The following is a 20509-nucleotide window of genomic DNA, read 5'->3' on the forward strand; positions in this document are numbered from 1 at the left end:
ACGGAAAGCCATTGAAACACAAGAGGCGCGGAATGTTCCGCGCCTTTTTTCGTATACGGGCGCAAGAGCGCGCCGCGGCTTTCCGCCCGGTAAAACCCGCTTTTAAGCGGGAGCGGGCATTTTGCAGAAACCGGAAAATAAGTTACCTTTGTGTGATGGCAAAAGAGAGTATGGAAAAACTGGAAGCCTGCGCCGCGGCGCTGCGGCGGCATCATTTCGACGCCGTGGCCGTCGGCAGTACGGCCGAGGCTTTCGACGTGATGAAAGCCGCCGCCGAGGCTTGTCGCCCGCGGCTGGCGTCGTTCGGCGATTCAATGACGATGCGCGCAACGGGCATCCTCGAATGGTTGGCCGGCAACGACGAAGTGACGCTGCTCGACGGATTCGACGCCTCGAAGCCCTACGCGGAACGGCTCGAAATACGCCGGCAAGCCCTGATGTCGGACCTCTTCGTGACGGGCGTGAACGCCGTGACCGAAGCGGGAACGCTCCACTGGCTCGACAAAGTGGGCAACCGCATCGCCCCGGTGGCGTTCGGGCCCCGCAAAGTGATTATCGTGGCGGGCCGCAACAAGGTGGTGGCCGACCGCGACGCAGCCGAAGAGCGCATCCGCCGCATCGCGGCGCCGCAAAACATCGCCCGTCACCCGGGATTCCGAACGCCCTGCGCCAAAACGGGCGTCTGCTCGGACTGCAACTCACAGGACCGGGTCTGCAATACCCGGATGGAGATGCTGCGCTGCTGGCCCGACAATCGGGTGCTGGTGGTACTGATCGACGAAGATTTGGGACTATGATGAAAGGAATGAAATACGGCGCCGTCATGCTGGCGGCGCTGCTGCTGGCGGCCTGCAGCGAATCGGAGGTGTTCTACACGGCCGTCTACCCCGTCGTACGCGTCGAGGCCGTAGTAACCGTCCCGAGCCCCGAACCGGAACCGGAACCGGAACCCGAACCGGAACCCGAGCCGGAACCCGAGCCGGAACCCGAGCCGGAACCCGAGCCGGAACCCGAGCCGACGCCGGAAAGCCGGGCGGACGAGGGCGAAACGACGGACCCGGTGGTCGAAGCGATCAAAGCCGGGATCGTCGCGTCGGCGCACGTGCAGGCGGGCGGGCGTTACACGCTCAATTTCTCGAAATACAACGGCGGACGCGCACAGATCGAGACCGCAACGGATGCCGGCACGGTGACGGCGGCTTTCTTCAAAACCCCGGGCACGAACGAAGTGCTGATCTACTGTCCGGAACCCGAAACGGAATACACGTTCACGCTCTCGACCTATCAGGACACGGACGGACGGAGCAAAACGGTGCTCGTCACCGACCTGACCGAAGCATACAAGGCGCTCTACCCCGACGCGGGAATCACGAAGGCCGAACGCCGGTCGTACACCTCGACAAACGCGAACTGAGATGGCAAAAGTCAAAAAGGCATATTTCTGCAAGAACTGCGGGTTCGAAGCCCCCAAATGGCTGGGACGATGCCCCTCGTGCGGCGAATGGAACACCTTCACCGAGGAGATCATCGCCCGTGAAAGCGGCTCGGTCGCCGCGACCGTGGCGGGGCCTCTGCCCACGGCCAAGCCCCAGCGGGTGAAGGATATCCGCGAAAGCGAACACGTGCGCATCGACCTCGGGAATGCCGAGGTCAACCGGGTACTGGGCGGCGGCATGGTTCCCGGATCGCTGGTGCTGGTGGGCGGCGAGCCGGGCATCGGCAAATCGACGCTCTCGCTGCAGATCGCACTGGCGGCCAACGGACTGAAAACCCTCTACGTCTCGGGCGAGGAGTCGGCCGAGCAGATCAAAATGCGCGCGGCACGGATCGGGATCGGCAACGACGAGTGCCTGATCTATCCCGAAACACTGTTGGAGAACATCGTGGCGCAGATCACCGAGCACCGTCCCGACCTGGTGGTGATCGACTCGATACAGACCATCTACACCGACCTGCTGGACTCGTCGGCGGGAAGCGTGTCGCAGATCCGCGAGTGCGCGGCGACACTGCTGAAATACGCCAAATCGACCGGAACGTCGATCTTCATCATCGGGCACATCACCAAGGACGGCGCGATAGCCGGCCCCAAGATACTGGAACACATCGTCGACGTGGTCCTGCAGTTCGAGGGCGACAGCAACAACATATACCGCATCCTGCGGGGCATCAAAAACCGCTTCGGCGCCACGTTCGAGATCGGGGTGTTCGAAATGCTCGACGCCGGGCTGCGGGGAGTCGACAATCCGTCGGAGATTCTGCTGACCCACTACGAAGAGCCCCTTTCGGGCATCGCCGTAGGAGCCTCGGCCGACGGCGTGAGGCCCTATCTGATCGAGGTGCAAGCGCTGGTGAGCGGCGCGGCATACGGCACTCCCCAGCGTTCGACGACGGGCTACGACGGACGGCGCATGAACATGCTGCTGGCCGTACTGGAGAAACGCGTGGGAATGAAGATGTTCCAGAAAGACGTTTTCCTGAATTTCGCAGGCGGGTTCAAAGTCGCCGATCCGGGGTTGGACCTCGCGGTCGTGGCGGCGGTCATCTCCTCCTACTACGACCGGCCCGTGGCCGAGGGGGTCTGCTGTGCGGGCGAGATCGGCCTTTCGGGCGAAGTGCGCCCCGCACCCCGCACCGAACAGCGCATCAGCGAGGCGGCGAGGCTGGGATTCAAACGTATCATCGTCTCGGGCTACCTAGCCAAGGGCGGCAAGCGTCCCAAAGGGATCGAGGTCGTGCCGATCAACAGCATCGACCAGCTCCCGCGGGCGCTCTTCCTGGAAGCCCTTTAAAAAATCTGCACCGAACGCAAATCCGGTAAAAACAGGCGGCGAATCACACCCGCATGGAATGGATTTTGCTTTTGTTCCGGTAAAAAACGGAACGAAATGCAAAAAAGAATAGTCATACTGGGCGGCGTGGGACTCATCGGCACCCACCTGTGCCTGCGTCTGCTGGACGAAGGGCACGAAGTCTTCTGCGTGGACATACGCGACATCGCCAATTCGCCGCTGCTGCGCGACATGCCCCCGCATCCGGGATTCCGGTATGTCCGCCACAACATCGTCCACCAATTCGGGATTCGCTGCGACGAGATCTACAACCTCACGTCGCCGTCGCGCGTGCGTTACAACAAGGCCCTGCCCGTCGAAACGCTCAAAGTCAACATGCTGGGTTCGATAAACGCCCTCGACACCGCCCGCACGGAGCATGCCCGCATCCTCTTCGCCTCGGCAGGCACCGTTTACTCCGTAAACTGCCGCGACACCTCCGAGGAGGCCGGCTCCTGCTCCACGCACCGCATCCTCACCGAAGGCAAACGCGCCGCCGAGGCGATGCACCTCGCCTATCAGACCGAATTCGGGGTGGATGCCCGCATAGCCCGCATTTTCAACACCTACGGCAGCGGCGCCGACCTGATGGACCAGCGCGTGGTGATGAAGATGATCGTCGCGGCGCTCCAGAACCGCGACATCGCCATCAACGGCAGCGGCGAGCAGCTGCGGACGTTCTGCTGGGTGGAGGACATCGTGGACGGGCTGATGCGGCTGATGGACGCCCCGCCGACCGAGACCACGCGGACAATCAATTTCGGCAGCAACCACGAGGTCTCGATCCGCGCGCTGGCCGAGAAGATCATCGCCCTGACGGGCAGCCGCTCGCAGATCGTGCACACCGACGCCCGCGTCGACGACGCCCGGCGCCGCACGCCCGACATTTCGGCGGCGCGCCGCGAACTGGGATGGGCGCCCCGCACGCCGCTCGTCGAGGGACTGCGCCGCACGATCAGCTATGTCGAGAAGGAACTCGCCGAAAAGGCCCGCGCGGGAATTACGTGGGTGGAGATAAGTTGAACCGAATGAAGCAGAGACTATGAAAGATTTCGACAAGATTATCTGGCGGGATGCGCTGACGCTGGTGGACTTCTTCGCCGTCTGGTGCGGGCCGTGCCGGGCGATGCATCCCGTGATCGACCGGTTCCAGAAGCAGATGAACGGCCGCGCGGATGTCTACCGCATGGACATCGACGACCCTGACCTGGCGGAGATCGTGCGTCGCTACAACATCATGTCGGTCCCCACGCTGATGTTTTTCCAACGCGGCGAAGTGCTGTGGCGCGAGAGCGGACGGGTGGATTACGAGCATCTGGTGAATGTGCTCGACGAGCTCGAAAAGCACGATTACGTGCTGCCTTAAGCCTCCAGGCGCCAGGCCAGCTCTCCGCGGAGATACTCCGCGGCAGGCAACGCCTCCAGCGAACCGGCTGCACGGAGCACCGCCAGCCGGTTTTCGTCGTTCAGGGAGCCTATGGCAGTTAGCAGCGCCACAGCGCCCTGCGCCAACAGCCGTGCGGCCGGGGCATCGTCTGAAGCGGCGCGGCGCACGGCTTCGACTGCCGGGACGATCCACTCCGGAGACGGATGCGGCGCACGGGCGGCGGCCATCAGAGCGGCATATTGTTCGAGGCAGGGAGCTCCCGGGGCGGTCCACGCTTCGAAGAGCGCGGGAAGGGCTTCCGAGCGGCTCAGCAGAGCGAAAGCGGCCTCTTCGGCCAGTTCGGAGTTGAGCAGTCCGCCGCCCCAGAAAGCAAATTCGGCGGGTATGAGGCGCGCCGGATCGGCGATATGGAACGCCGCGAGCCGCAGGCAGCGGACATCCTGCAAATACAGGTATTTGGCAAATTCGTGGTCGGTGCCCCCGGCACGCGCCAGCGTGCGGAGCGTCGGGAGGCTCACGCCGTAGTTCAGGCCGTAAGACTTGCCGTAGAAACGCATCGAGTCGGCCACGGCCCCGTTGCGCTCACGGCGGAAGGCCCCGAGCAGCGCGGCCATCCGAGAGGTGAAATCCATATCGGTACGGGATTATTTGCGGCGCGGCAGTGCGACGTTGATCGTGCGGCCGAATTCGAAGACCGGAAGCACGGCACGGGCATATTCACGGCCGCCCGAAAGGACGGTGCATGCCGAAGGATCGGCGACGCGGCACGCCACGACCGAAGTCTCCTTCGGACCGGCCTCGAGGTCGCATTTCGTATTGCCCGAAGGTTCGATCTGCAACAGCACGATGTCGCCCGAAAGGTCGCTGTCGGGCAGCAGTCCGGCCGCCGGACTGAAGCGGCAAACGATATATTGTTTCTTGTCGGCCTGCGGATAGACCACATAGCGGCGGGTCTCGGTCGAAACGGTACGCTTGCCGAGAAACAGTTCCAGATAGCTCTGCTCCATGCGGTCGATCTCGGCCAGAGCGGCTTTGAGGCCCTCGCCGAAGACGTTCTCGCCGGCTTCGCCCGTGATGAGTTCGATGCGGTGACGGCGCAGCGAGAAGATCTGATTGGCGGCGGCACGCGCGGCGTCTTCCAGCGCAGGGGTCGTCATGTCGGTCTTATCGGGCTGCAGGCGCGCAAACTCCTCGTCGGAGGCGGCATGGTTGAAGGTGCGCGTCGAAGCGGGTGCAGGAGCCCCGGCATTGAGGTAGGTATCGCGGTCCAACAGGGCGATCTGCGCCCCGGTGATGCTCCACGTCGTCTTGTCGGCCAGCGGAGCGCGCACGCCGAGGTATTTCTGCGCATAACGCGCATAAGGCCCCGTAAGGGTCAGGTCACGCTCGACCGTAACGTCCACGGCGAGAATCGTGCGCGGCTGGGCGATGGCCACGCCCGAGGCGGTCTCGTTCGCACCCTGCAGGGCGATGTATGGGTTCTGTGCCGAAACGCCGCCCGTGAGCAGCAGGGCAAATGCCAAAAGTCTGAGTTTCATGGTCCGGATCTTTTTATTGCAATACGACAAATGTAACTTTTTTTCGTGAGCCGTCAAAATTTCAGGTAAAAATCGCGGGTCAGGGCGCGGTATTCGTGGGTGTAGCACTCGTGTTCGCCCGTGCCGACAACCAGCTCCGAGGTTTCGGGCTCTTCCGTGCCCCCATCCGCGCGGACGAACTCCATCAGCGCCCGTTTGGCCGGACGGCGGGGCGTGGTACGCACGTCGGTACGCCGCGTGAGGGCCAGTCGCCCGGCACAGACCGCAAGGAAACGCGCAGCCTCGGGCGTGGGGAGGATCACGGCGAAGCGGCCCGCAGGGGCCAGCAGGCGGAGGACGGCGTCGCGCAGGTCATCGAAAGGCAGGTGCACGGCATGGCGCACCGCCGTGCGGCCTTCGTCGGGACACGTGAGCGAATCGACGAAAAAAGGCGGATTCGAAACAATCAGGTCGAACGTTTCCGGCGCTGCGAACTCCTGCACGGGACACCGCTCGAAGGCTACCCTGCCGCCCCACGGCGAAGCGTCGGCATTCTCGCGGGCCTGCGAAACGTCGTCGATGTCGACACCTGTAATATATGCCTCCGGGGCCCGCTGGGCCAGCATCAGGGCGATCAGCCCCGTGCCGGTGCCGATGTCGAGCATCCGCCGGTCGCAGGGCCGCACCCCGGCCCAGGCCCCCAGCAGAACGCCGTCGGTGCCGACCTTCATCGGGCAGCGGTCCTGACGAATAGAAAACTGTTTGAATCTGAACATACTACACTTTCAGATAGTTGTCAATCCCGGCGCCGAACAACGAAAAATCGTACCGCACGGGGTCCGCCGCATCGAACCGGCGGAGCGCAGCGGTGATCTCCTCCACAGCGCGCCAGTCGTTCTGGCGGCGGGCCAGCAGTCCCAGCGCACGCCCCATATTGCCGACATGGAGGTCCAACGGCAGGTAGAGGGCCGACATCGGAATACGCCGCCACATGCCGAAATCCACACCCCGGTCGTCGCGGCGCACCATCCACCGCAGGTACATGCAGAGCCGTTTGCAGGCCGCGCCCTTTTCAATCGCCGAGAGGTGCTTTTCGCACCGCGGAGCATGGTCCCCGGCGAAAAACGCGCGCCGGAAGTCGGCCAATACGGCAGGCATATCATGCGTCGCCTCGTAACGCTCCTCGAAGAAGTTCCCGATACCTCCGTGGCACTCCTCCATGCGCCGCAGGGCCAGCACGAAATCGCGCAAGTCCTGCCCGTTGAAAGTGCGGTGTACATAGGAGGAGAGCAGCGCCAGTTCGCGCTCCGAAGCATTGCGGACGAAATCCGCCGGAGCGTCGTCCATGAAGTGCATCATGCGGTGGCCGCTGCGGACGATGGCTTTGCGGTTGCCCCACGCGATGGTGGCGGAGAAGAAACCCGCGATCTCACGGTCGGCGCGCCCGGTGTAACGGTGCGGCACCGCAATCGGGTCGTCGGGGATAAATTCGGGACGGTTGTATTTGTCGTGCAGGGCTTCCAGCAACTCCCGCAGGTCGTCGTCAGAGAATCGTTCCATCGGACATGGTGATCTTCCGGTCGGCCATCGCGGCGAGGTTTTCGTCGTGGGTCACGATGACGATGGTCTGGCCCAACTTCTCACGCAATTCGAAAAACAGGCGGTGGATCTCGTCGCGGTTGTGCGAATCGAGGTTGCCCGAGGGTTCGTCGGCCAACAGCACCGCAGGCGAATTGACCAGCGCCCGGGCGATGGCCACGCGCTGCTGCTCGCCGCCCGAGAGCTGTCCGGGCTTATGGTCGCGGCGCGATGCGAGCCCCATCATGTCGAGCAGTTCGGCGGCGCGGCGCTCGACCTCGGCGCGGGGACGCCGGCCGATCAGCCCCGGGATGCAGACATTCTCGAAAGCCGAGAACTCCGCAAGCAGGTGGTGGAACTGGAAGACGAAGCCGATGCGCTCGTTGCGGAACTTCGAAAGGGCCTTGTCGCCCAGCGACGAAACATCCTCCCCGCCGATCTCCACACGCCCGCTGTCGGGCCGCGAAAGGGTTCCCATGATCTGCAGGAGCGTGGTCTTCCCGGCGCCGCTGGCCCCCACGATAGAAACCACCTCGCCCTGCGCCACGTCGAGCGAAACGCCTTTCAGCACTTCGAGCGTGCCGAAACTCTTATGTATGTCGGTAACTCGTATCATCGGCGGAACATGTTGAACAGTCTGACCGTATCGGCAGCTTCCCGCACATCGTGGACGCGCAGAATCTTCGCCCCCTGCCGCAGACACTCCCAGCCCAATGCGATGGTTCCGGCGAGGGATTCGGCGGGCGTCGCATCGAGCACCTTATAGATCATCGACTTGCGCGAAAGACCCGCCAGCACGGGATAGCCCAGTGCGCAGAGGCGGTGCAGGCCCGCCAGGAGTTCGTAGTTCTGCTCCGTGGTCTTGGCGAAGCCGAAGCCGGGGTCGAGGATGATATTTTCAGGCCGGATACCCGCCGCAAGCATCGCTTCGGTGCGCATGCGGAAATAGTCCACGACCTCGGTGGTGATGTCGCGCCGGTAGTCGGTCTGCGACTGCATCGTACGGGGATCGCCCTTCATGTGCATGGCGATATAGGGAACGTGGTATTTCGCGGCGACGGAGAGCATCGCGGGGTCGAGTTCCCCGGCGGAGATGTCGTTGATGACCAGCGGCCCGAACTCCTCTATGGCCTTTGCAGCCACCTCGCTGCGGAACGTGTCGACCGAAACCGTCATGCCGGAAGCCAGCCGCCGCACGGCTCCGACCCCCAGCGCCACGCGCCGCCACTCCTCGTCGGCGGGGACCTCGTCGGCTCCGGGACGCGAGGAGTAGCCCCCTACGTCGATCCACTGCGCCCCTTCGGCCACAGCCTCCCGAACATGCCGTTCGACGGCGTCGGCGTCGGGCATGCGGCTGCCGGCGTAAAACGAATCGGGCGTGACGTTCAGGATCGCCATCACCTGCGGTGTGGAAAAATCAGTATTCAGCTGCTTCATGGGTAAAAATGCGGTCCAATTCCGCAACGGTGGGTTCGAGATCGGGTTCGAAGATATTGACAAGGGTATAATCGGCCTTTTCGCTCAGCACATCGTCGTCCGACTGGGCGGCAATGCGGCGGCGGACCGCTTCGGGATCGCACTTGTCGCGGCGGCAGGTGCGTTCGAGGCGCAGCTCCAGCGGAGCGAGGACGGCAACGGTCCGGTCGACCGAGTCCTCCAGTCCCGCGTCAAAAAGGATGGCGCTTTCGAGGATCACATAACTGCCCTCCTGCCGTTCGGCCCATGCGGCGAAATCCGCGAGAACAGCCGGGTGGACCAGCGCGTTCAGGTCGGCCAGAGCCGCCGGGTCGGAAAAGACCTTTCCGGCGAGGTACGGGCGGTTCAGCGCGCCGCCGGCATAGGCTTCGGCACCGAAACGGGCCGAAACAGCGGCCCGCAATTCCGGGCTCTCCGCCATCAGCCGCTTGGCTTCGGCATCGGAGTCGTAGACCGCGACGCCCCGCTGTGCGAAAAGGCGGCAAACCGTACTTTTGCCGCTGCCGATGCCCCCTGTGATTCCGACCTTCATCATGGGTTCTCAGGGACGTTAATTTCGGGAATGTCCCCGACGGAGATAATCTTAATATCGCTGAAACGCGGTACAAGGGCATTCTGCAACGACTGCGGGTCGATGATGAGTTTTCCCTCGTGCCCCTCCTCGTGCGAGCGCTTCGTCTTGAGGTCCGTGAGCGGGATGCGCAGCGTCTTGTTCATGTAGACCCGGTAGCCGAAGAGGTTCGTGCCGACGCCCTCGACCACGCACGTAACCTCGAAAGGCTGTCCGTCGACGCTCACCTTCACGGTCTGTTCGGCGGTATACGTATAGCTCAGTTTGGCGATATACCACAGGATGAACGACGCGACCAGAAGTGCCAGAAAAACCGGCGACACGTAGCGGTGCTTCCATTTCAGCAAATTTTCCATAGTGCGGATAGATTCTCTACGCAAAGATAATACAAGCCGCGCGCAATGCCAAATTTATTTGGCCATTGCGGAACACTGCCGGCACCCTGCAAAAAAAGGACCGCCCTTTGCAAGAGCGGTCCTTATTCAAAGAAATTACCTTTGCGGATTATTTCTCCCCGTCGACCTTGGCTCGCTTGGCCATCAGGTCATAAGCGATCGGCGTTGCGAGGAAGATCGTGGCGGCCGTACCTACGACCACGCCGATAATCAGCGCGAAGATGAAGCCGCGGATCGTCTCGCCGCCGAAGAAGAAGATGGCCAGCAGCGTCACGAGCGTCGTACCCGAGGTGTTGATCGTACGCGACAGCGTCGAGTTGATGGCGTTGTTCACATTCTCCTTGAGGTTGCGCTTGGGATAGAGCCCCAGGAACTCGCGGATACGGTCGAAGACCACCACGGTGTCGTTGATGGCGTAACCGATGATCGTCAGGATCGCCGCGATGAACGCCTGGTTCACTTCGAGGTTGAAGGGCAGCAGTCCGTAGAACATCGAGAAGATACCGATGATGAACAGCGCGTTGAACGCCAGGGCCGCCGTAGCACCCGAAGCCCACTGCCAGCGCTTGAAGCGGAAGGTGATGTAAAGACCGATGGCGATGAGCGAGAAGAGCACCGAATAGATGGCGTTCCAGGTCATGTCCTTGGCGATCGAGGGGCCGATCTTGTCGGCCGTCAGGATACCGTTGGCGTCGGTCTGCGTATTGCGGAACTGCTCGAAGGTAATGTCATACGAGTAGAGCGGCTTCAGGGCGTCGTAGATGATCTTCTCGACCTCGGCCGTAGCCTCGTCCGACGTATCGTCGTAACGGTACTGAGTCACGATGCGCATCTGGTTCTCCTTGCCGTACTGCTTCACCTCGGAGCTGATCGACGAAGCGTCGGCATCGGCGAACTGCGAGAAAGCCTGCTCGATATTCTGGCGAACCTCTTCGGCCGAAACGGGCTGGTCGAAACGGATCACATAGGCACGGCCGCCGGTGAACTCGGCGCCGAGGTTCAGACCGCGGGCGAAGAACGATACGCACGACAAGACGATCAGGGCTGCGGAGATGTAGTAAGCCACCTTGCGCTTGGCGATGAAATCGACATGCGTGTTATTGAGGAAATTCTCCGACCACTTGCGCGAGAAGGAGATGTGCCCCCACTTGCCGACGATCCACTCGATCAGCAGGCGCGTGATGAAGATGGCGCTGAAGAACGAGGTGATGATACCGATGATAAGGGTCGTTGCGAAGCCCTGGACGGGACCGTTACCGAAGATGAACAGCACGATACCCGTGATGATCGTCGTCAGGTTACCGTCGATGATGGCCGAGTAGGCTTTCGAGAAACCGTCCTTGATGGCCAGCGAAAGGCCCTTGCCGCCGCGGAGCTCCTCTTTGATACGCTCGTAGATGATGACGTTGGCATCGACAGCCATACCCATCGTCAGCACGATACCCGCGATACCCGGCAGGGTCAGCACGGCGCCGAACGAAACGAGCACGCCCATCAGCAGGAAGACATTGGTCAGCAGCGCGATGTCGGACATCCAACCTGCGGTCTTGTAGAACAGACCCATGTAGAGCAGGACGAGGATAAAGGCGATCACGAACGACATCATACCGGCGTTGATCGACTCCTGGCCCAGCGAAGGGCCTACGACCGTATCCTGGATGATCTTGGCGGGAGCGGGAACCTTACCCGAGTTGAGCACGTTGGCAAGGTCCTTGGCCTCCTGGATGGTGAAATCGCCGGTGATCTGCGACTGGCCCTTGTCGATCTTCGAATTGACGCGGGGAGCCGAGTAGACATAACCGTCGAGGACGATGGCGATGCATTTGCCGATGTTCTCGCCCGTCATGCGCGACCACTCCGAGGTACCCTCGGCGTTCATGGTCATCGAAACCTCGGCCGTAGCGCCGCGCTGGGCATACTGCTCGGTAGCTTCGGTAACGACCGAACCGTCGAGCGGAGCCTTGCCGTCGGGAGTCGAAACCCGGATGGCATAGAGGTAGAAGCGGCCGTCGATCTTGTCGTCGCCTTTGACGCCCCATTTGAACAGGATGTCGGCGGGGAACAGCTCGCGCACGGCGGGCTGGGCGAGGTACTCGTTCACGGCGGCCATGTCGGCCTTGTAGGCGGCACCGATGGCGGCTCCGCCCGCAAAGCGGGGATTGAGAACGGCAAAGAGCGGGTTCTGCGCGCGGTCATAGCGCAGCTCGTCGCCTTCAACCTGAGCCGTGGCGGTCGAATCGGCGGCGCCGACCTCGGCGATCAGGTCGCCGGCAGCGGCAGTCTCGGCAGCGGCCTCAGCCTCGGCGGAAACGGTCTCGGGTTCCGTAACCACGGGAGCCTGCTCCAGTTCGGTCTTGATGAGCTTGTCGGCTGCAACCAGCGCCGGCAGCACCTCGTTGGCATCGTAGGTGGTCCAGAACTCCAGCGAAGCGGTGCCCTGCAACAGGTCGCGGACGCGCTGCGGCTCCTTCACGCCCGGAAGCTCGACCAGAATGCGGTGCGAGTTGGGCAGGCGCATGATGTTGGGCTGCGTAACGCCGAAGTGGTCGATACGGCTGCGCAACACGTTGAACGACGCGTTGATGGCAGCCTCGGTCTCCTTCTTCAGGATTTTCTCGACGTCGCCGTCCGGGCTCTCGAGCGTAATGTCCTTACGGTCGGGGCTTACGAAGATCTCGGCGATGGAACGACCGTTCGACAGACGCGAATAAGCCTTCACAAAGTCGCCGATATAGTCGCTCGACGTGCCCTGCTTCATAGCCTCGGTCGCCTCGGCAATGGCCTGGACGAAAGCGGGGTCGTTCTGGCTGTCGCCGGCGAGCGCCTTGATGACGTCCTCTACCTGCACCTCCAGCATGACGTTCATACCGCCCTTGAGGTCGAGACCCAAGTTCAGTTCCTTCTCCTTGCACTCCTTGTAAGTGAACTTACGGAAGCCCAGGTTATAAACCGACAGGTTTTGCACCGAATCGAGGTAGTGCTGTTCGGCCTCGGCCTGCTGGTCGAGGGGGAACTGCGCGGCATACGCAGCCGCCTTTTTCTCTACGCCACGCGTTTTGAACGTAAACGAGAGCTGGTAAACGCATGCGAGGCCCAGCAGGACCGCGATGAGTTTAATAAAACCTTTGCTTTGCATTTGAATGAAAAATAGTTGTTATTATTTGTTGTAATTCTTGTCATTACGCATAATAGCACGCAAAGATAGGAAAAAAGAATTAAATAACGCGGGTTCGGCAGGTGGAAATTAGCGTCAGAAGCCAAAAAATCCGTATTTTTGGAGCCGCATGACAAAATACCCGGAATACAAATACCACCTCGCGGCGCTGTTCACCGTCACGGTGTGGGGCGCGACGTTCGTCTCGACCAAGGTGCTGATCGCCAACTCGCTGACCCCGGCGGAGATATTCCTGCTGCGGTTCGCGACGGCCTACGTCTGCATCTGGCCTTTCGCGGCCCGGCGCATGTGGGCTGCGAACCTGCGCGACGAGTTGCTGCTGGCAGCGGCGGGACTGAGCGGCGGATCGCTCTATTTTCTCACCGAGAACATCGCCCTGGAGTACGCCCCGGCTTCGAACGTGTCGCTGATCGTCTGCACGGCGCCCGTATGGACGGCCGTGGCGATGAGCCTCTTCTACCGCGGCGAACGGATGTCACGGCGGCAGCTCGCAGGGTCGGCGCTGGCTTTCGCGGGGATGGTGCTCGTGGTCCTCAACGGCCATTTCGTGCTGAACCTGTCGCCGCGGGGCGATATGCTGGCGCTGTCGGCGGCGTTGCTGTGGATGGTCTATTCGCTGGTCATCAAACGCATCGGAGGCCGCTACCCCGCCATCTTCATCACCCGGAAAGTCTTTTTCTACGGATTGCTGACCATTCTTCCGTTCTTTGCCTTCCGGCCCTTTGCGGTGGAATGGGAGGTGCTCGCGCGCCCGGTGGTCTGGGGCAACCTGCTGTTCCTCGGGGTCATCGCCTCGATGCTCTGCTACGTGCTCTGGAACGCCGTGATGCACAGGCTGGGAACCGTGCGCACGACCAACTACATCTACTTCAACCCGCTGGTGACGATCCTCGTGGCGGCGCTCTGCATCGGCGAACGCATCACCCTTGCGGCGCTGGCCGGGGCGGCGCTGATCCTCTACGGAATGTGGCGGGCGGAGCGGGCCTAATGCACCATCTTCAGGCCGACGATGCCGATGAAAACCAGCGAGAGAAAGAACATCCGCCAGAAGGTCACGGCGTCGTGGAAAAAGACGATGCCCAGAATCACGGTACCCATGCCCCCGATACCCGTCCAGATCATGTAGGCCGTGCCCATCGGGATTGTTTTCTGCGCAATATAGAGCAGCCAGCCGCTCACGCCCATCGAAACGACGGCCACAGCCAGAAAAAGAAGATGATAGCGCGGATTGAGGTTCGCCAGTTTAAACCCCAGCGGCCACCCCATCTCGAAAAGTCCTGCCAAAATCAGATACAACCAAGCCATCGGAAACAGTTTTTTGTTGGCAAGATAACAAATTTTACGTCCCGGACAAAAAAAGGGCGCGGCCCCGTTTCCGGAACCGCGCCCTTTATAAGGGGGATAACGAAACGTATATAAAAGGATAGACAGAAAACAGACGCAAGTGTATTGTAATACAGTAAGATAAGCGTCAAACCCCGGATGCGCCGCAAAAAACGAAGCGTATAATTTCGTGTAATTTGGCTATAATAAACGCGGCAAATTCCAGCGGCCGCTATAATGTCTGTATAACTTTGAAGGGCGTAATCAAGCGATTTACGCCCTTTTTCGTGTAATATGGCCCCGGAATACGTCTAACGGGGATTTAAGGCCGCACAAAGGTCGTTTATATCACCTTCAAAGTGTGGTAAAACGCCCCTGTTCGGCCTTTCCATCGTGCCACTCCCAAAAACAGCAAAAAAGCGATTGGGGTTACTATTGGGGTTACACAATGGGGTTACATTTTTTTGGCAATGGGGTTACAAATCCCGGATTTTTACCCCCTCTAAAAAGCATGAAAATGCCCTAAGTTCGCTATATAACGCCATAATTCGGGCTTATAGAGGTAGGAAACTGCCCTGCATTACTTTGTGATGATATAAATTAAATGTCTATAAACCAGCATATTAACACAAGACACTGTGATAAAAAGTGTGCGCCCACCCTTTTGTGGACGTGTCAGGGCCTTAAAACAGCCTTTTCGCGCATCCAAGTACCTGCCACACTCCGGTAATGACAGCCTTTGGGATTTCGGTCGAATCGTAATTTTTATTGATAGGTTCAAGAAGTAAATTATCCGGATTATCGGACTTCCGAATTCGTTTGACCGTCCGGTATTCCTCAGTCATAATACCGTATATTTCCCCATAGAGGATGAAAGTCTGCCAGTTTTCGATCTTACGCAGGGCGATGATGTCGCCGTGGCTGATCAGTGGCTCCATTGAGTGTCCCGAAATATTGGCCCAACTGTCGGCTCTATTGTATTGAGGAAAATTAATATATCCAGTCGGGACGGCCGTTTGATCGTTCAGCATCATATCGAACCCGCCACAAAAATCAACGTCAAAATAGGGAACCCCCACGCCGTTCTGGTTGATGGTAGGGTCAATCTCCTTTTTCATTGGCCCATTTCCCGTAAGCAACCACTCTGCGGAAACATCGAGACTTTTCACGATTTTCTCCAATACGGGATACTTGGGGATAATCTTCGTCCTGTATCCTCTTATATTTGCTTCATTTTCACCGATTAAATCTGCGAATACCGTGTTTTTGCGATCCCCGTATTCATTGACAAGGACGCTTATCCTCTCGTGAATTGTCTCTATTTTTTGCATAAAAAAACGAAATATCTCACTATAAAATTTGTGAATATCGAAATATCTCACGATATTTGCAGCGTTGATACATTGTTGCAACGCTCCAAAGTTAAAGAAAATTCGATAAAAACAACTATGGTAAAGCAAATCTTACTTCCGACTCCGGTAAAAGCGGAAATGGTGCGAACCTTTAAGATCACCCGTGCGACACTCGACCGGGCCTTAAAATATACGATCAATTCATCGCACGCAAATATGCTCCGAGCTGCGGCTATCCAGCGGGGCGGTCGCCTGTTCACGGGGCAGATGGCCGAACCCGAAGTGCAGCGCGTTACCGAAATTTTCAGAGCAACCTGCCCGCACCGTCTCGATAAGAGCTGTTTTTTCCATAATGCGTGCGACATGAGCTGTCGCCACGGCCGCGCCTTCCTCACCGAATTAACCATAAACAAATAAAACCATGAAAAGCACACGGGCAAAAGCCTACATCAACGAAAGCCTCACACTCGAAATGAGCGGAGCGTTCGGAGTTTCCCAACAGGATGCCATCCGTGCGGTGGAAATCGCCGAGAACGATATGCTCGTCAAGCAATGTGACCGACACAAAGAGGACCTGCAATTCCTTGAAGGAATGCTTGATGATTTAGACAACAATCGGATGGAAATCTTGAGGCAATCTATTGATGATTGGCGCGATGAACTTGAGCGCATGATTGCAGAACTGAAACGAGAAATTAACGCATAAAGCTATGACACAGGAACAATTCAACGCCGCGCTGGAGGTAATCTCCCACCACCATTCGACAAAGGTAAGCATCAACCTGCCGGAGAATAACTTTGTCGGCCCTATCGGGACAACCAAATTCCGGCTCCACATCACCGAGTGCGTTCCTTCGGTTATCAACAAACTTATCGGCGAAGGTTTCATGCTCAGCATGACTCCCGACGGTCTTTGTGTCGATAAAATCCGATAAGCCATGAACAACCAACGACGCAATCAACTCCGAGACATCCAGCAAGAACTGCGCGACATCTACGCCCGCCTTGATGTCCTGTACGACGAGGAACAGGCAGCATACGACAATACCCCGGAATCCCTCCAAGACTCTGAACAAGGCGAGCAAGCTCAGAACGCAATCGACACCATCGAAACGATACGCGACCAGGTACTTGAGGCCGCAGACGGTATAGACGAAATTTTTGATTAACACAATCCCGATTGGCAAACACCCAGGCTCGCGTCCTGGGCGGGAGCGACAAATAACAGTATCATGGAGTACTACAATAACATACTTTGCATGACAGCCAGCGAGCTGACGGCTGTAATGACCCCGTCGAACTACAAGCAGCTGTCTGCGCGTGGCAAGATAACGGTCGCCCGCCGGGCTTGCCGAGGCCAGCGTGCGCTGGTTGTTGTTGACAGCCTGCCCAGCAAGTATAGGGAAAAGGTAAAGGAGGTTTATCCGGAAGGGGGAGCAATGAAATTACATGAGTGGTTCCGGAGCAATTACACCATCGACGCCGAGGCGCGCACGTTCTACTCCTCGACGTTCCGGTTCGAAAACGGCGATCCGCTGCCGCCCGAAAAACAGCTGGAGTACACGGTGAATGCTTCGGTGATCCGTGCGGTGCTGCGCCTGATGGCGAACACAAAGGCCCTGCGGCGTGCGCAGATGGGTGGCCGGGTGCAATGGGACGAAATGGCGGCCGCAGTCGCCTATTTCAAACAGGAATACGGGCACACTCTGCCGGAAAGCACGCTGCGCTTCCGCAAAAAGGTGTCCGAGTTCAACAAGCTGGGTTATGTCAGCCTTGTTTCGGGCAAGTTCCAGAATCAGAACTCCCGCAAGGTGAACTACAAGACCGAACGGTTGATCCTCTCTCTTGACAGCCTGCCGCAGCGTCCCTTCAATACGACTGTAGCCGAAATGTATAATCAGTTCGTGTGCGGCGAGCTGGACGTGTACGACCCCGAAACCGGGGAATTGTTCGACCCGGAGGACTTCACGGACAAAAACGGCGATCCGGTAGCACTGAGCGAAACGACCGTCGCCAACTATCTGAACAATCCGAAAAACCGGGCGCTCCGGGCGAAGCTGCATAGCACCGCTTGGGACTTCAATAACGAATACCGCCCGCACCATAACCGCAAAGCCCCGGTATGGGCTTTCTCCAAGGTGTCGCTCGATGACCGCGACCTGCCGCGCAAGATGGCTGACGGAAACCGTGTCAAGGCATATTACGCCTACGATGTCGCAAGCGGCTGCGTGATCGGCTATGCGTACAACCGTCTCAAGACGGCCGATCTGTTCCTCGACTGCATCCGCAATATGTTCCAGCTGATCGACCGCCAGGGCTGGAACTGTCCGGCCGAGGTCGAAGTAGAGCATCACCTGGTAAGCAATTTCGCCGACGGGCTGATCCGCGCGGGCGTCGTGTTCCCGTTCGTCCGCTGGTGTAACCCCGGCAACTCGCAGGAAAAACGCGCCGAGCATTTCAACCGGGCGAAGAAGTACGGTGTCGAGAAACGCACACAGGTCGGTATCGGACGCTGGTACGCCCGGCTGGAGACGAACCGTCCGAAAGTCGAGAAGGTCTACGACCAATATAACAACACCTATAAGGAGACGACCTACACCTATGAGCAGCTGGTGGCCGAGGATATACAGGCTATCGCAACATACAATAGCCAGCTGCACCCGAATCAGAAAATGTACCCTGGCCTCACGCGCTGGCAGGTACTCTGCGAGAATCAGAACCCGAACCTGTCGCCCGTCGGAAAGGCGCTGCTGTACCGCTTCATCGGTGAGCGCACCCGCACGTCGATCCGCCGCAATATGTACTGCACCGTTCGCGGCGTGAAGTTCGGCCTGCCGTCGCCGGAGCTGATTGCGCGGCTTGCGCCGAACGACTACACCGTGGAAGCCTTTTATATGCCCGATGCCGACGGAAATGTTTCGGAAGTGTACTTATACCAGGACAACAATTTCATCGCAACATGCGCCCCTATAGGGCTGTATAGCGAGGCTGCAGCTGAGCAGACCGAAGCGGATGCGCAAAACTACCAGGAGCAGTCGAAATACGTTGCGCAGTTCGACGCTATGATCCGCCGCGAGAAGATTCAGAAGGTGAAGATACTCCCCTGCGATATGCCGACCGAAAGGCCGGAGATTGTCGAAGCGGCCCCCGTCGTCGAAGCGGACCTGCCGGACGAATTTAGCTTCGACATCGATTACGCCCGCAAGGCCAAACAAGACCTTTAGAATGACAATATAACACTATTAGAATATGATTGCAGACGACATCAAAACCCGAATCGTGTTGGCGATATCCACCAACAGACAGAACTACGCAACCGACAGTAAGCACGCCGTCGCGCTCGGTATCACCTCCTCGGTTTACAGCGAGATCAAGAAGGGCAAGACCGATCAGAAACTCAGCGACGCCAAATGGATGTCCATTGCCCGCCGTTTGGGAGTGAGTCTCAACGACGAGCCCGAATGGAAGATCGTAAAGACCCCGACGTTCGAATATCTCTGTTCGCAGCTGGAGCTGTGCCGTAAAAACAGCCTTTCGGGAATGTTCTGCGATTTGCCGAACATCGGCAAGTCCTTCGCCGCTAAACATCACGCCAAAAGCCACCCGAATGTTGTGTATGTCGACTGCTCGATGGTCAAAACCAAGCAACGACTATTCCGGTATATTGCCCGTGAGTTTGGGCTGAACTCCGTCGGCAAGTACGCGGATATCTTCGACGATCTGGTATTCTACCTGCGGACCCTCGACCATCCGCAAATCGTCCTCGACGAGGTCGGCGACCTCGTATACGAGGCGTTCCTGGAAATTAAGGCTATGTGGAACGGTACGGAGGGGTGCTGCTCGTGGTATCTCATGGGGGCGGACGGCTTCAGAGCCAAGCTGGAGCGCGGTGTCGAGTTCAAAACGGTGGGCTTTGCCGAGATACGCAGCCGTTGCGGCGATAAGTACAACAGCATTACCCCGCCCGAAGGTGAGGAGAGGCGAAAGTTTTTGATGGGCCAGGCCGCGTTGATCGCCCAGGCCAACGTGCCGGAAGGAGTCGACTACAAACAGATCGCCCGCAAGAGCGACGGCAGCCTTCGCCGCGTTCACACGCTGATCACCAAAGGCGAGGAGGAGTAACCTATGCGGGCCTATTCACCGAAAGAGATTGCGCGGCTGCAAATTCCGGAACTCCCCCTGGAGGGGGAATGGCGGGCGGCGTTCGGCCGTCCTTCCCGGTATGAGCGGTGGTTCATCGACGGCGAGTCGACCAGCGGAAAGAGTACGTTCGTAATGCTCCTGGCAAAGGAACTCTGCAAGTTCGGGAAGGTCGATTACATCAGCCTGGAGGAAGGCGCAAACCTTTCGTTCAAACGCCGCACGATCCGGCTGCAGATGGATGAAGTTGCCGGAAGGTTCAAGGCCGTCACGAATATAACGATGGAGGAGCTGGCCGAGCGGCTGGCGAAGCCCAAGAGCGCGAATTTCGTTTTCATCGACTCGGTGCAGTATACGGGGATGACCTTTCCGAAGATCAAGGCCCTGCTGCTGGACCGCTTCCCGCGTAAATCGTTCATCTTCGTTTCGCAGAACTACAAGGGCCGCCCGAAAGGTAAGCCCGCGAACGACCTCAAGTTCGATGCGGGTGTAAAGATCAGCACCATCGGGTTTAGGGCCTATTGTCACGGCCGTTATGTCGACGGAGCCGGGGCCTATTTCACCATTTGGGAGGAAGGAGCATACAAGTATTACCTAAACAAATAGAGCTATGATTGAAGTCAGACAAAACAGCGTCATGGACGTATGGGAGGCTTACGTTGACGGGGGCCTATATCACTATGACGAAGACTTGCAGGCATTACTGCAGTACTTAGCGCGTCACGCGGATGATATACGGGACGAAATGTACCACTGATTATACATAA

At 58.9% G+C, this 20509-nt stretch carries 24 protein-coding genes; 13 read left to right on the forward strand and 11 right to left on the reverse strand.

Annotated features, from left to right (window positions below; translation table 11 throughout):
- The first annotated feature begins 170 nt into the window (after positions 1-170).
- The 5 genes from BLU78_RS08625 (at position 171) to BLU78_RS08645 (ending at position 4194) form a co-directional block, all read left to right on the forward strand.
- Positions 171-797, forward strand: a complete 627-nt coding sequence (locus BLU78_RS08625) for a lactate utilization protein (RefSeq protein ID WP_020693176.1) — start codon at positions 171-173, stop codon at positions 795-797.
- Complete coding sequence (locus BLU78_RS08630) at positions 797-1414, forward strand: hypothetical protein (protein ID WP_231290747.1); 618 nt, start codon at positions 797-799, stop codon at positions 1412-1414. The genes BLU78_RS08625 and BLU78_RS08630 overlap by 1 nt, the downstream gene beginning before the upstream one ends.
- 1 nt (position 1415) lies before the next feature.
- Positions 1416-2789 carry a DNA repair protein RadA gene (radA, locus tag BLU78_RS08635; RefSeq protein ID WP_010260639.1) on the forward strand — a complete coding sequence of 458 codons (1374 nt, stop codon included), beginning with the start codon at positions 1416-1418 and terminating at the stop codon, positions 2787-2789.
- A gap of 96 nt (positions 2790-2885) precedes the next feature.
- A complete protein-coding gene (locus BLU78_RS08640; RefSeq protein ID WP_044106230.1) occupies positions 2886-3851 on the forward strand; it encodes an NAD-dependent epimerase/dehydratase family protein in 966 nt (321 codons plus the stop codon).
- Positions 3852-3870: 19 nt separating this feature from the next.
- Complete coding sequence (locus tag BLU78_RS08645; RefSeq protein ID WP_010260644.1) at positions 3871-4194, forward strand: thioredoxin family protein; 324 nt, start codon at positions 3871-3873, stop codon at positions 4192-4194.
- Here BLU78_RS08645 and BLU78_RS08650 read toward each other — a convergent pair.
- The 9 genes from BLU78_RS08650 to secDF all read right to left on the reverse strand — a co-directional run bounded on the left by BLU78_RS08650 (position 4191) and on the right by secDF (position 12888).
- Positions 4191-4847 (reverse strand): hypothetical protein, encoded by a 657-nt coding sequence (locus BLU78_RS08650; RefSeq protein WP_010260646.1) that lies wholly within the window; start codon positions 4845-4847, stop codon positions 4191-4193. The genes BLU78_RS08645 and BLU78_RS08650 overlap by 4 nt on opposite strands.
- Before the next feature lie 12 nt (positions 4848-4859).
- A complete protein-coding gene (locus BLU78_RS08655) occupies positions 4860-5753 on the reverse strand; it encodes a DUF4831 family protein (RefSeq protein ID WP_026020642.1) in 894 nt (297 codons plus the stop codon).
- Between the two features lie 53 nt (positions 5754-5806).
- Complete coding sequence (locus tag BLU78_RS08660; protein ID WP_010260651.1) at positions 5807-6508, reverse strand: tRNA1(Val) (adenine(37)-N6)-methyltransferase; 702 nt, start codon at positions 6506-6508, stop codon at positions 5807-5809.
- A gap of 1 nt (position 6509) precedes the next feature.
- Positions 6510-7292 carry a TIGR02757 family protein gene (locus BLU78_RS08665; RefSeq protein ID WP_010260654.1) on the reverse strand — a complete coding sequence of 261 codons (783 nt, stop codon included), beginning with the start codon at positions 7290-7292 and terminating at the stop codon, positions 6510-6512.
- On the reverse strand, positions 7276-7926 hold the full coding sequence (locus BLU78_RS08670) for an ABC transporter ATP-binding protein (RefSeq protein WP_010260656.1): 651 nt from the start codon (positions 7924-7926) through the stop codon (positions 7276-7278). Before BLU78_RS08670 ends, BLU78_RS08665 begins: the two co-directional genes overlap by 17 nt.
- Positions 7923-8747 (reverse strand): dihydropteroate synthase, encoded by an 825-nt coding sequence (gene folP, locus BLU78_RS08675; protein WP_455692605.1) that lies wholly within the window; start codon positions 8745-8747, stop codon positions 7923-7925. The genes BLU78_RS08670 and folP overlap by 4 nt, the downstream gene beginning before the upstream one ends.
- Entirely contained in the window at positions 8728-9318 is a 591-nt protein-coding gene (gene coaE, locus BLU78_RS08680; protein ID WP_010260660.1) for a dephospho-CoA kinase, read from the reverse strand. Before coaE ends, folP begins: the two co-directional genes overlap by 20 nt.
- Positions 9318-9713: a hypothetical protein gene (locus tag BLU78_RS08685; RefSeq protein ID WP_010260663.1), complete on the reverse strand. Its 396-nt coding sequence runs from the start codon at positions 9711-9713 to the stop codon at positions 9318-9320. The genes coaE and BLU78_RS08685 overlap by 1 nt, the downstream gene beginning before the upstream one ends.
- 148 nt (positions 9714-9861) lie before the next feature.
- Entirely contained in the window at positions 9862-12888 is a 3027-nt protein-coding gene (secDF, locus tag BLU78_RS08690) for a protein translocase subunit SecDF (RefSeq protein ID WP_010260666.1), read from the reverse strand.
- A 148-nt stretch (positions 12889-13036) separates the two neighbouring features.
- Between secDF and BLU78_RS08695 the strand changes: the two genes are divergently transcribed.
- Positions 13037-13915, forward strand: coding sequence for a DMT family transporter (locus BLU78_RS08695; RefSeq protein ID WP_010260669.1), 879 nt, complete (start codon positions 13037-13039; stop codon positions 13913-13915).
- Here BLU78_RS08695 and BLU78_RS08700 read toward each other — a convergent pair.
- Entirely contained in the window at positions 13912-14232 is a 321-nt protein-coding gene (locus tag BLU78_RS08700; RefSeq protein ID WP_020693171.1) for a DMT family transporter, read from the reverse strand. The two genes, BLU78_RS08695 and BLU78_RS08700, sit on opposite strands and share 4 nt — an antisense overlap.
- Before the next feature lie 701 nt (positions 14233-14933).
- Positions 14934-15581: a S24 family peptidase gene (locus tag BLU78_RS08705; protein WP_143029379.1), complete on the reverse strand. Its 648-nt coding sequence runs from the start codon at positions 15579-15581 to the stop codon at positions 14934-14936.
- A gap of 30 nt (positions 15582-15611) precedes the next feature.
- On the opposite strand from BLU78_RS08705, the gene BLU78_RS08710 reads away from it, so the two are divergent.
- The 7 genes from BLU78_RS08710 (at position 15612) to BLU78_RS08740 (ending at position 20348) form a co-directional block, all read left to right on the forward strand.
- Complete coding sequence (locus BLU78_RS08710) at positions 15612-16019, forward strand: hypothetical protein (RefSeq protein WP_231290749.1); 408 nt, start codon at positions 15612-15614, stop codon at positions 16017-16019.
- A 4-nt stretch (positions 16020-16023) separates the two neighbouring features.
- Positions 16024-16308, forward strand: coding sequence for a hypothetical protein (locus BLU78_RS08715; RefSeq protein WP_010260681.1), 285 nt, complete (start codon positions 16024-16026; stop codon positions 16306-16308).
- 4 nt (positions 16309-16312) lie between these two features.
- Positions 16313-16537 carry a hypothetical protein gene (locus BLU78_RS08720; protein WP_010260684.1) on the forward strand — a complete coding sequence of 75 codons (225 nt, stop codon included), beginning with the start codon at positions 16313-16315 and terminating at the stop codon, positions 16535-16537.
- Between the two features lie 3 nt (positions 16538-16540).
- Positions 16541-16771: a hypothetical protein gene (locus BLU78_RS08725; RefSeq protein WP_010260693.1), complete on the forward strand. Its 231-nt coding sequence runs from the start codon at positions 16541-16543 to the stop codon at positions 16769-16771.
- Between the two features lie 63 nt (positions 16772-16834).
- Positions 16835-18826: a helix-turn-helix domain-containing protein gene (locus BLU78_RS08730; RefSeq protein ID WP_026020644.1), complete on the forward strand. Its 1992-nt coding sequence runs from the start codon at positions 16835-16837 to the stop codon at positions 18824-18826.
- A 25-nt stretch (positions 18827-18851) separates the two neighbouring features.
- Positions 18852-19724, forward strand: coding sequence for an AAA family ATPase (locus BLU78_RS08735; protein WP_010260697.1), 873 nt, complete (start codon positions 18852-18854; stop codon positions 19722-19724).
- Between the two features lie 3 nt (positions 19725-19727).
- A complete protein-coding gene (locus BLU78_RS08740) occupies positions 19728-20348 on the forward strand; it encodes a P-loop NTPase family protein (protein WP_010260701.1) in 621 nt (206 codons plus the stop codon).
- Positions 20349-20509: the final 161 nt, after the last annotated feature.

Origin of the sequence: Alistipes timonensis JC136 (genome assembly GCF_900107675.1) — a bacterium.
In the GTDB taxonomy this organism is placed as follows: Bacteria; Bacteroidota; Bacteroidia; order Bacteroidales; family Rikenellaceae; genus Alistipes; species Alistipes timonensis.

Bases quoted from the DNA above. Each gene is read 5' to 3' on its own strand.
- BLU78_RS08645 (WP_010260644.1), top strand. From the start codon at position 3,871: ATGAAAGATTTCGACAAGATTATCTGGCGGGATGCGCTGACGCTGGTG.
- BLU78_RS08740 (WP_010260701.1), top strand. From the start codon at position 19,728: ATGCGGGCCTATTCACCGAAAGAGATTGCGCGGCTGCAAATTCCGGAA.
- coaE (WP_010260660.1), bottom strand. From the start codon at position 9,318: ATGAAGGTCGGAATCACAGGGGGCATCGGCAGCGGCAAAAGTACGGTT.
- BLU78_RS08655 (WP_026020642.1), bottom strand. From the start codon at position 5,753: ATGAAACTCAGACTTTTGGCATTTGCCCTGCTGCTCACGGGCGGCGTT.
- BLU78_RS08685 (WP_010260663.1), bottom strand. From the start codon at position 9,713: ATGGAAAATTTGCTGAAATGGAAGCACCGCTACGTGTCGCCGGTTTTT.
- BLU78_RS08640 (WP_044106230.1), top strand. From the start codon at position 2,886: ATGCAAAAAAGAATAGTCATACTGGGCGGCGTGGGACTCATCGGCACC.
- BLU78_RS08700 (WP_020693171.1), bottom strand. From the start codon at position 14,232: ATGGCTTGGTTGTATCTGATTTTGGCAGGACTTTTCGAGATGGGGTGG.
- secDF (WP_010260666.1), bottom strand. From the start codon at position 12,888: ATGCAAAGCAAAGGTTTTATTAAACTCATCGCGGTCCTGCTGGGCCTC.
- BLU78_RS08705 (WP_143029379.1), bottom strand. From the start codon at position 15,581: ATGCAAAAAATAGAGACAATTCACGAGAGGATAAGCGTCCTTGTCAAT.
- BLU78_RS08630 (WP_231290747.1), top strand. From the start codon at position 797: ATGAAAGGAATGAAATACGGCGCCGTCATGCTGGCGGCGCTGCTGCTG.
- BLU78_RS08715 (WP_010260681.1), top strand. From the start codon at position 16,024: ATGAAAAGCACACGGGCAAAAGCCTACATCAACGAAAGCCTCACACTC.
- BLU78_RS08650 (WP_010260646.1), bottom strand. From the start codon at position 4,847: ATGGATTTCACCTCTCGGATGGCCGCGCTGCTCGGGGCCTTCCGCCGT.
- BLU78_RS08725 (WP_010260693.1), top strand. From the start codon at position 16,541: ATGAACAACCAACGACGCAATCAACTCCGAGACATCCAGCAAGAACTG.
- folP (WP_455692605.1), bottom strand. From the start codon at position 8,747: ATGAAGCAGCTGAATACTGATTTTTCCACACCGCAGGTGATGGCGATC.
- BLU78_RS08670 (WP_010260656.1), bottom strand. From the start codon at position 7,926: ATGATACGAGTTACCGACATACATAAGAGTTTCGGCACGCTCGAAGTG.
- BLU78_RS08665 (WP_010260654.1), bottom strand. From the start codon at position 7,292: ATGGAACGATTCTCTGACGACGACCTGCGGGAGTTGCTGGAAGCCCTG.
- BLU78_RS08720 (WP_010260684.1), top strand. From the start codon at position 16,313: ATGACACAGGAACAATTCAACGCCGCGCTGGAGGTAATCTCCCACCAC.
- radA (WP_010260639.1), top strand. From the start codon at position 1,416: ATGGCAAAAGTCAAAAAGGCATATTTCTGCAAGAACTGCGGGTTCGAA.
- BLU78_RS08735 (WP_010260697.1), top strand. From the start codon at position 18,852: ATGATTGCAGACGACATCAAAACCCGAATCGTGTTGGCGATATCCACC.
- BLU78_RS08625 (WP_020693176.1), top strand. From the start codon at position 171: ATGGAAAAACTGGAAGCCTGCGCCGCGGCGCTGCGGCGGCATCATTTC.
- BLU78_RS08730 (WP_026020644.1), top strand. From the start codon at position 16,835: ATGGAGTACTACAATAACATACTTTGCATGACAGCCAGCGAGCTGACG.
- BLU78_RS08695 (WP_010260669.1), top strand. From the start codon at position 13,037: ATGACAAAATACCCGGAATACAAATACCACCTCGCGGCGCTGTTCACC.
- BLU78_RS08660 (WP_010260651.1), bottom strand. From the start codon at position 6,508: ATGTTCAGATTCAAACAGTTTTCTATTCGTCAGGACCGCTGCCCGATG.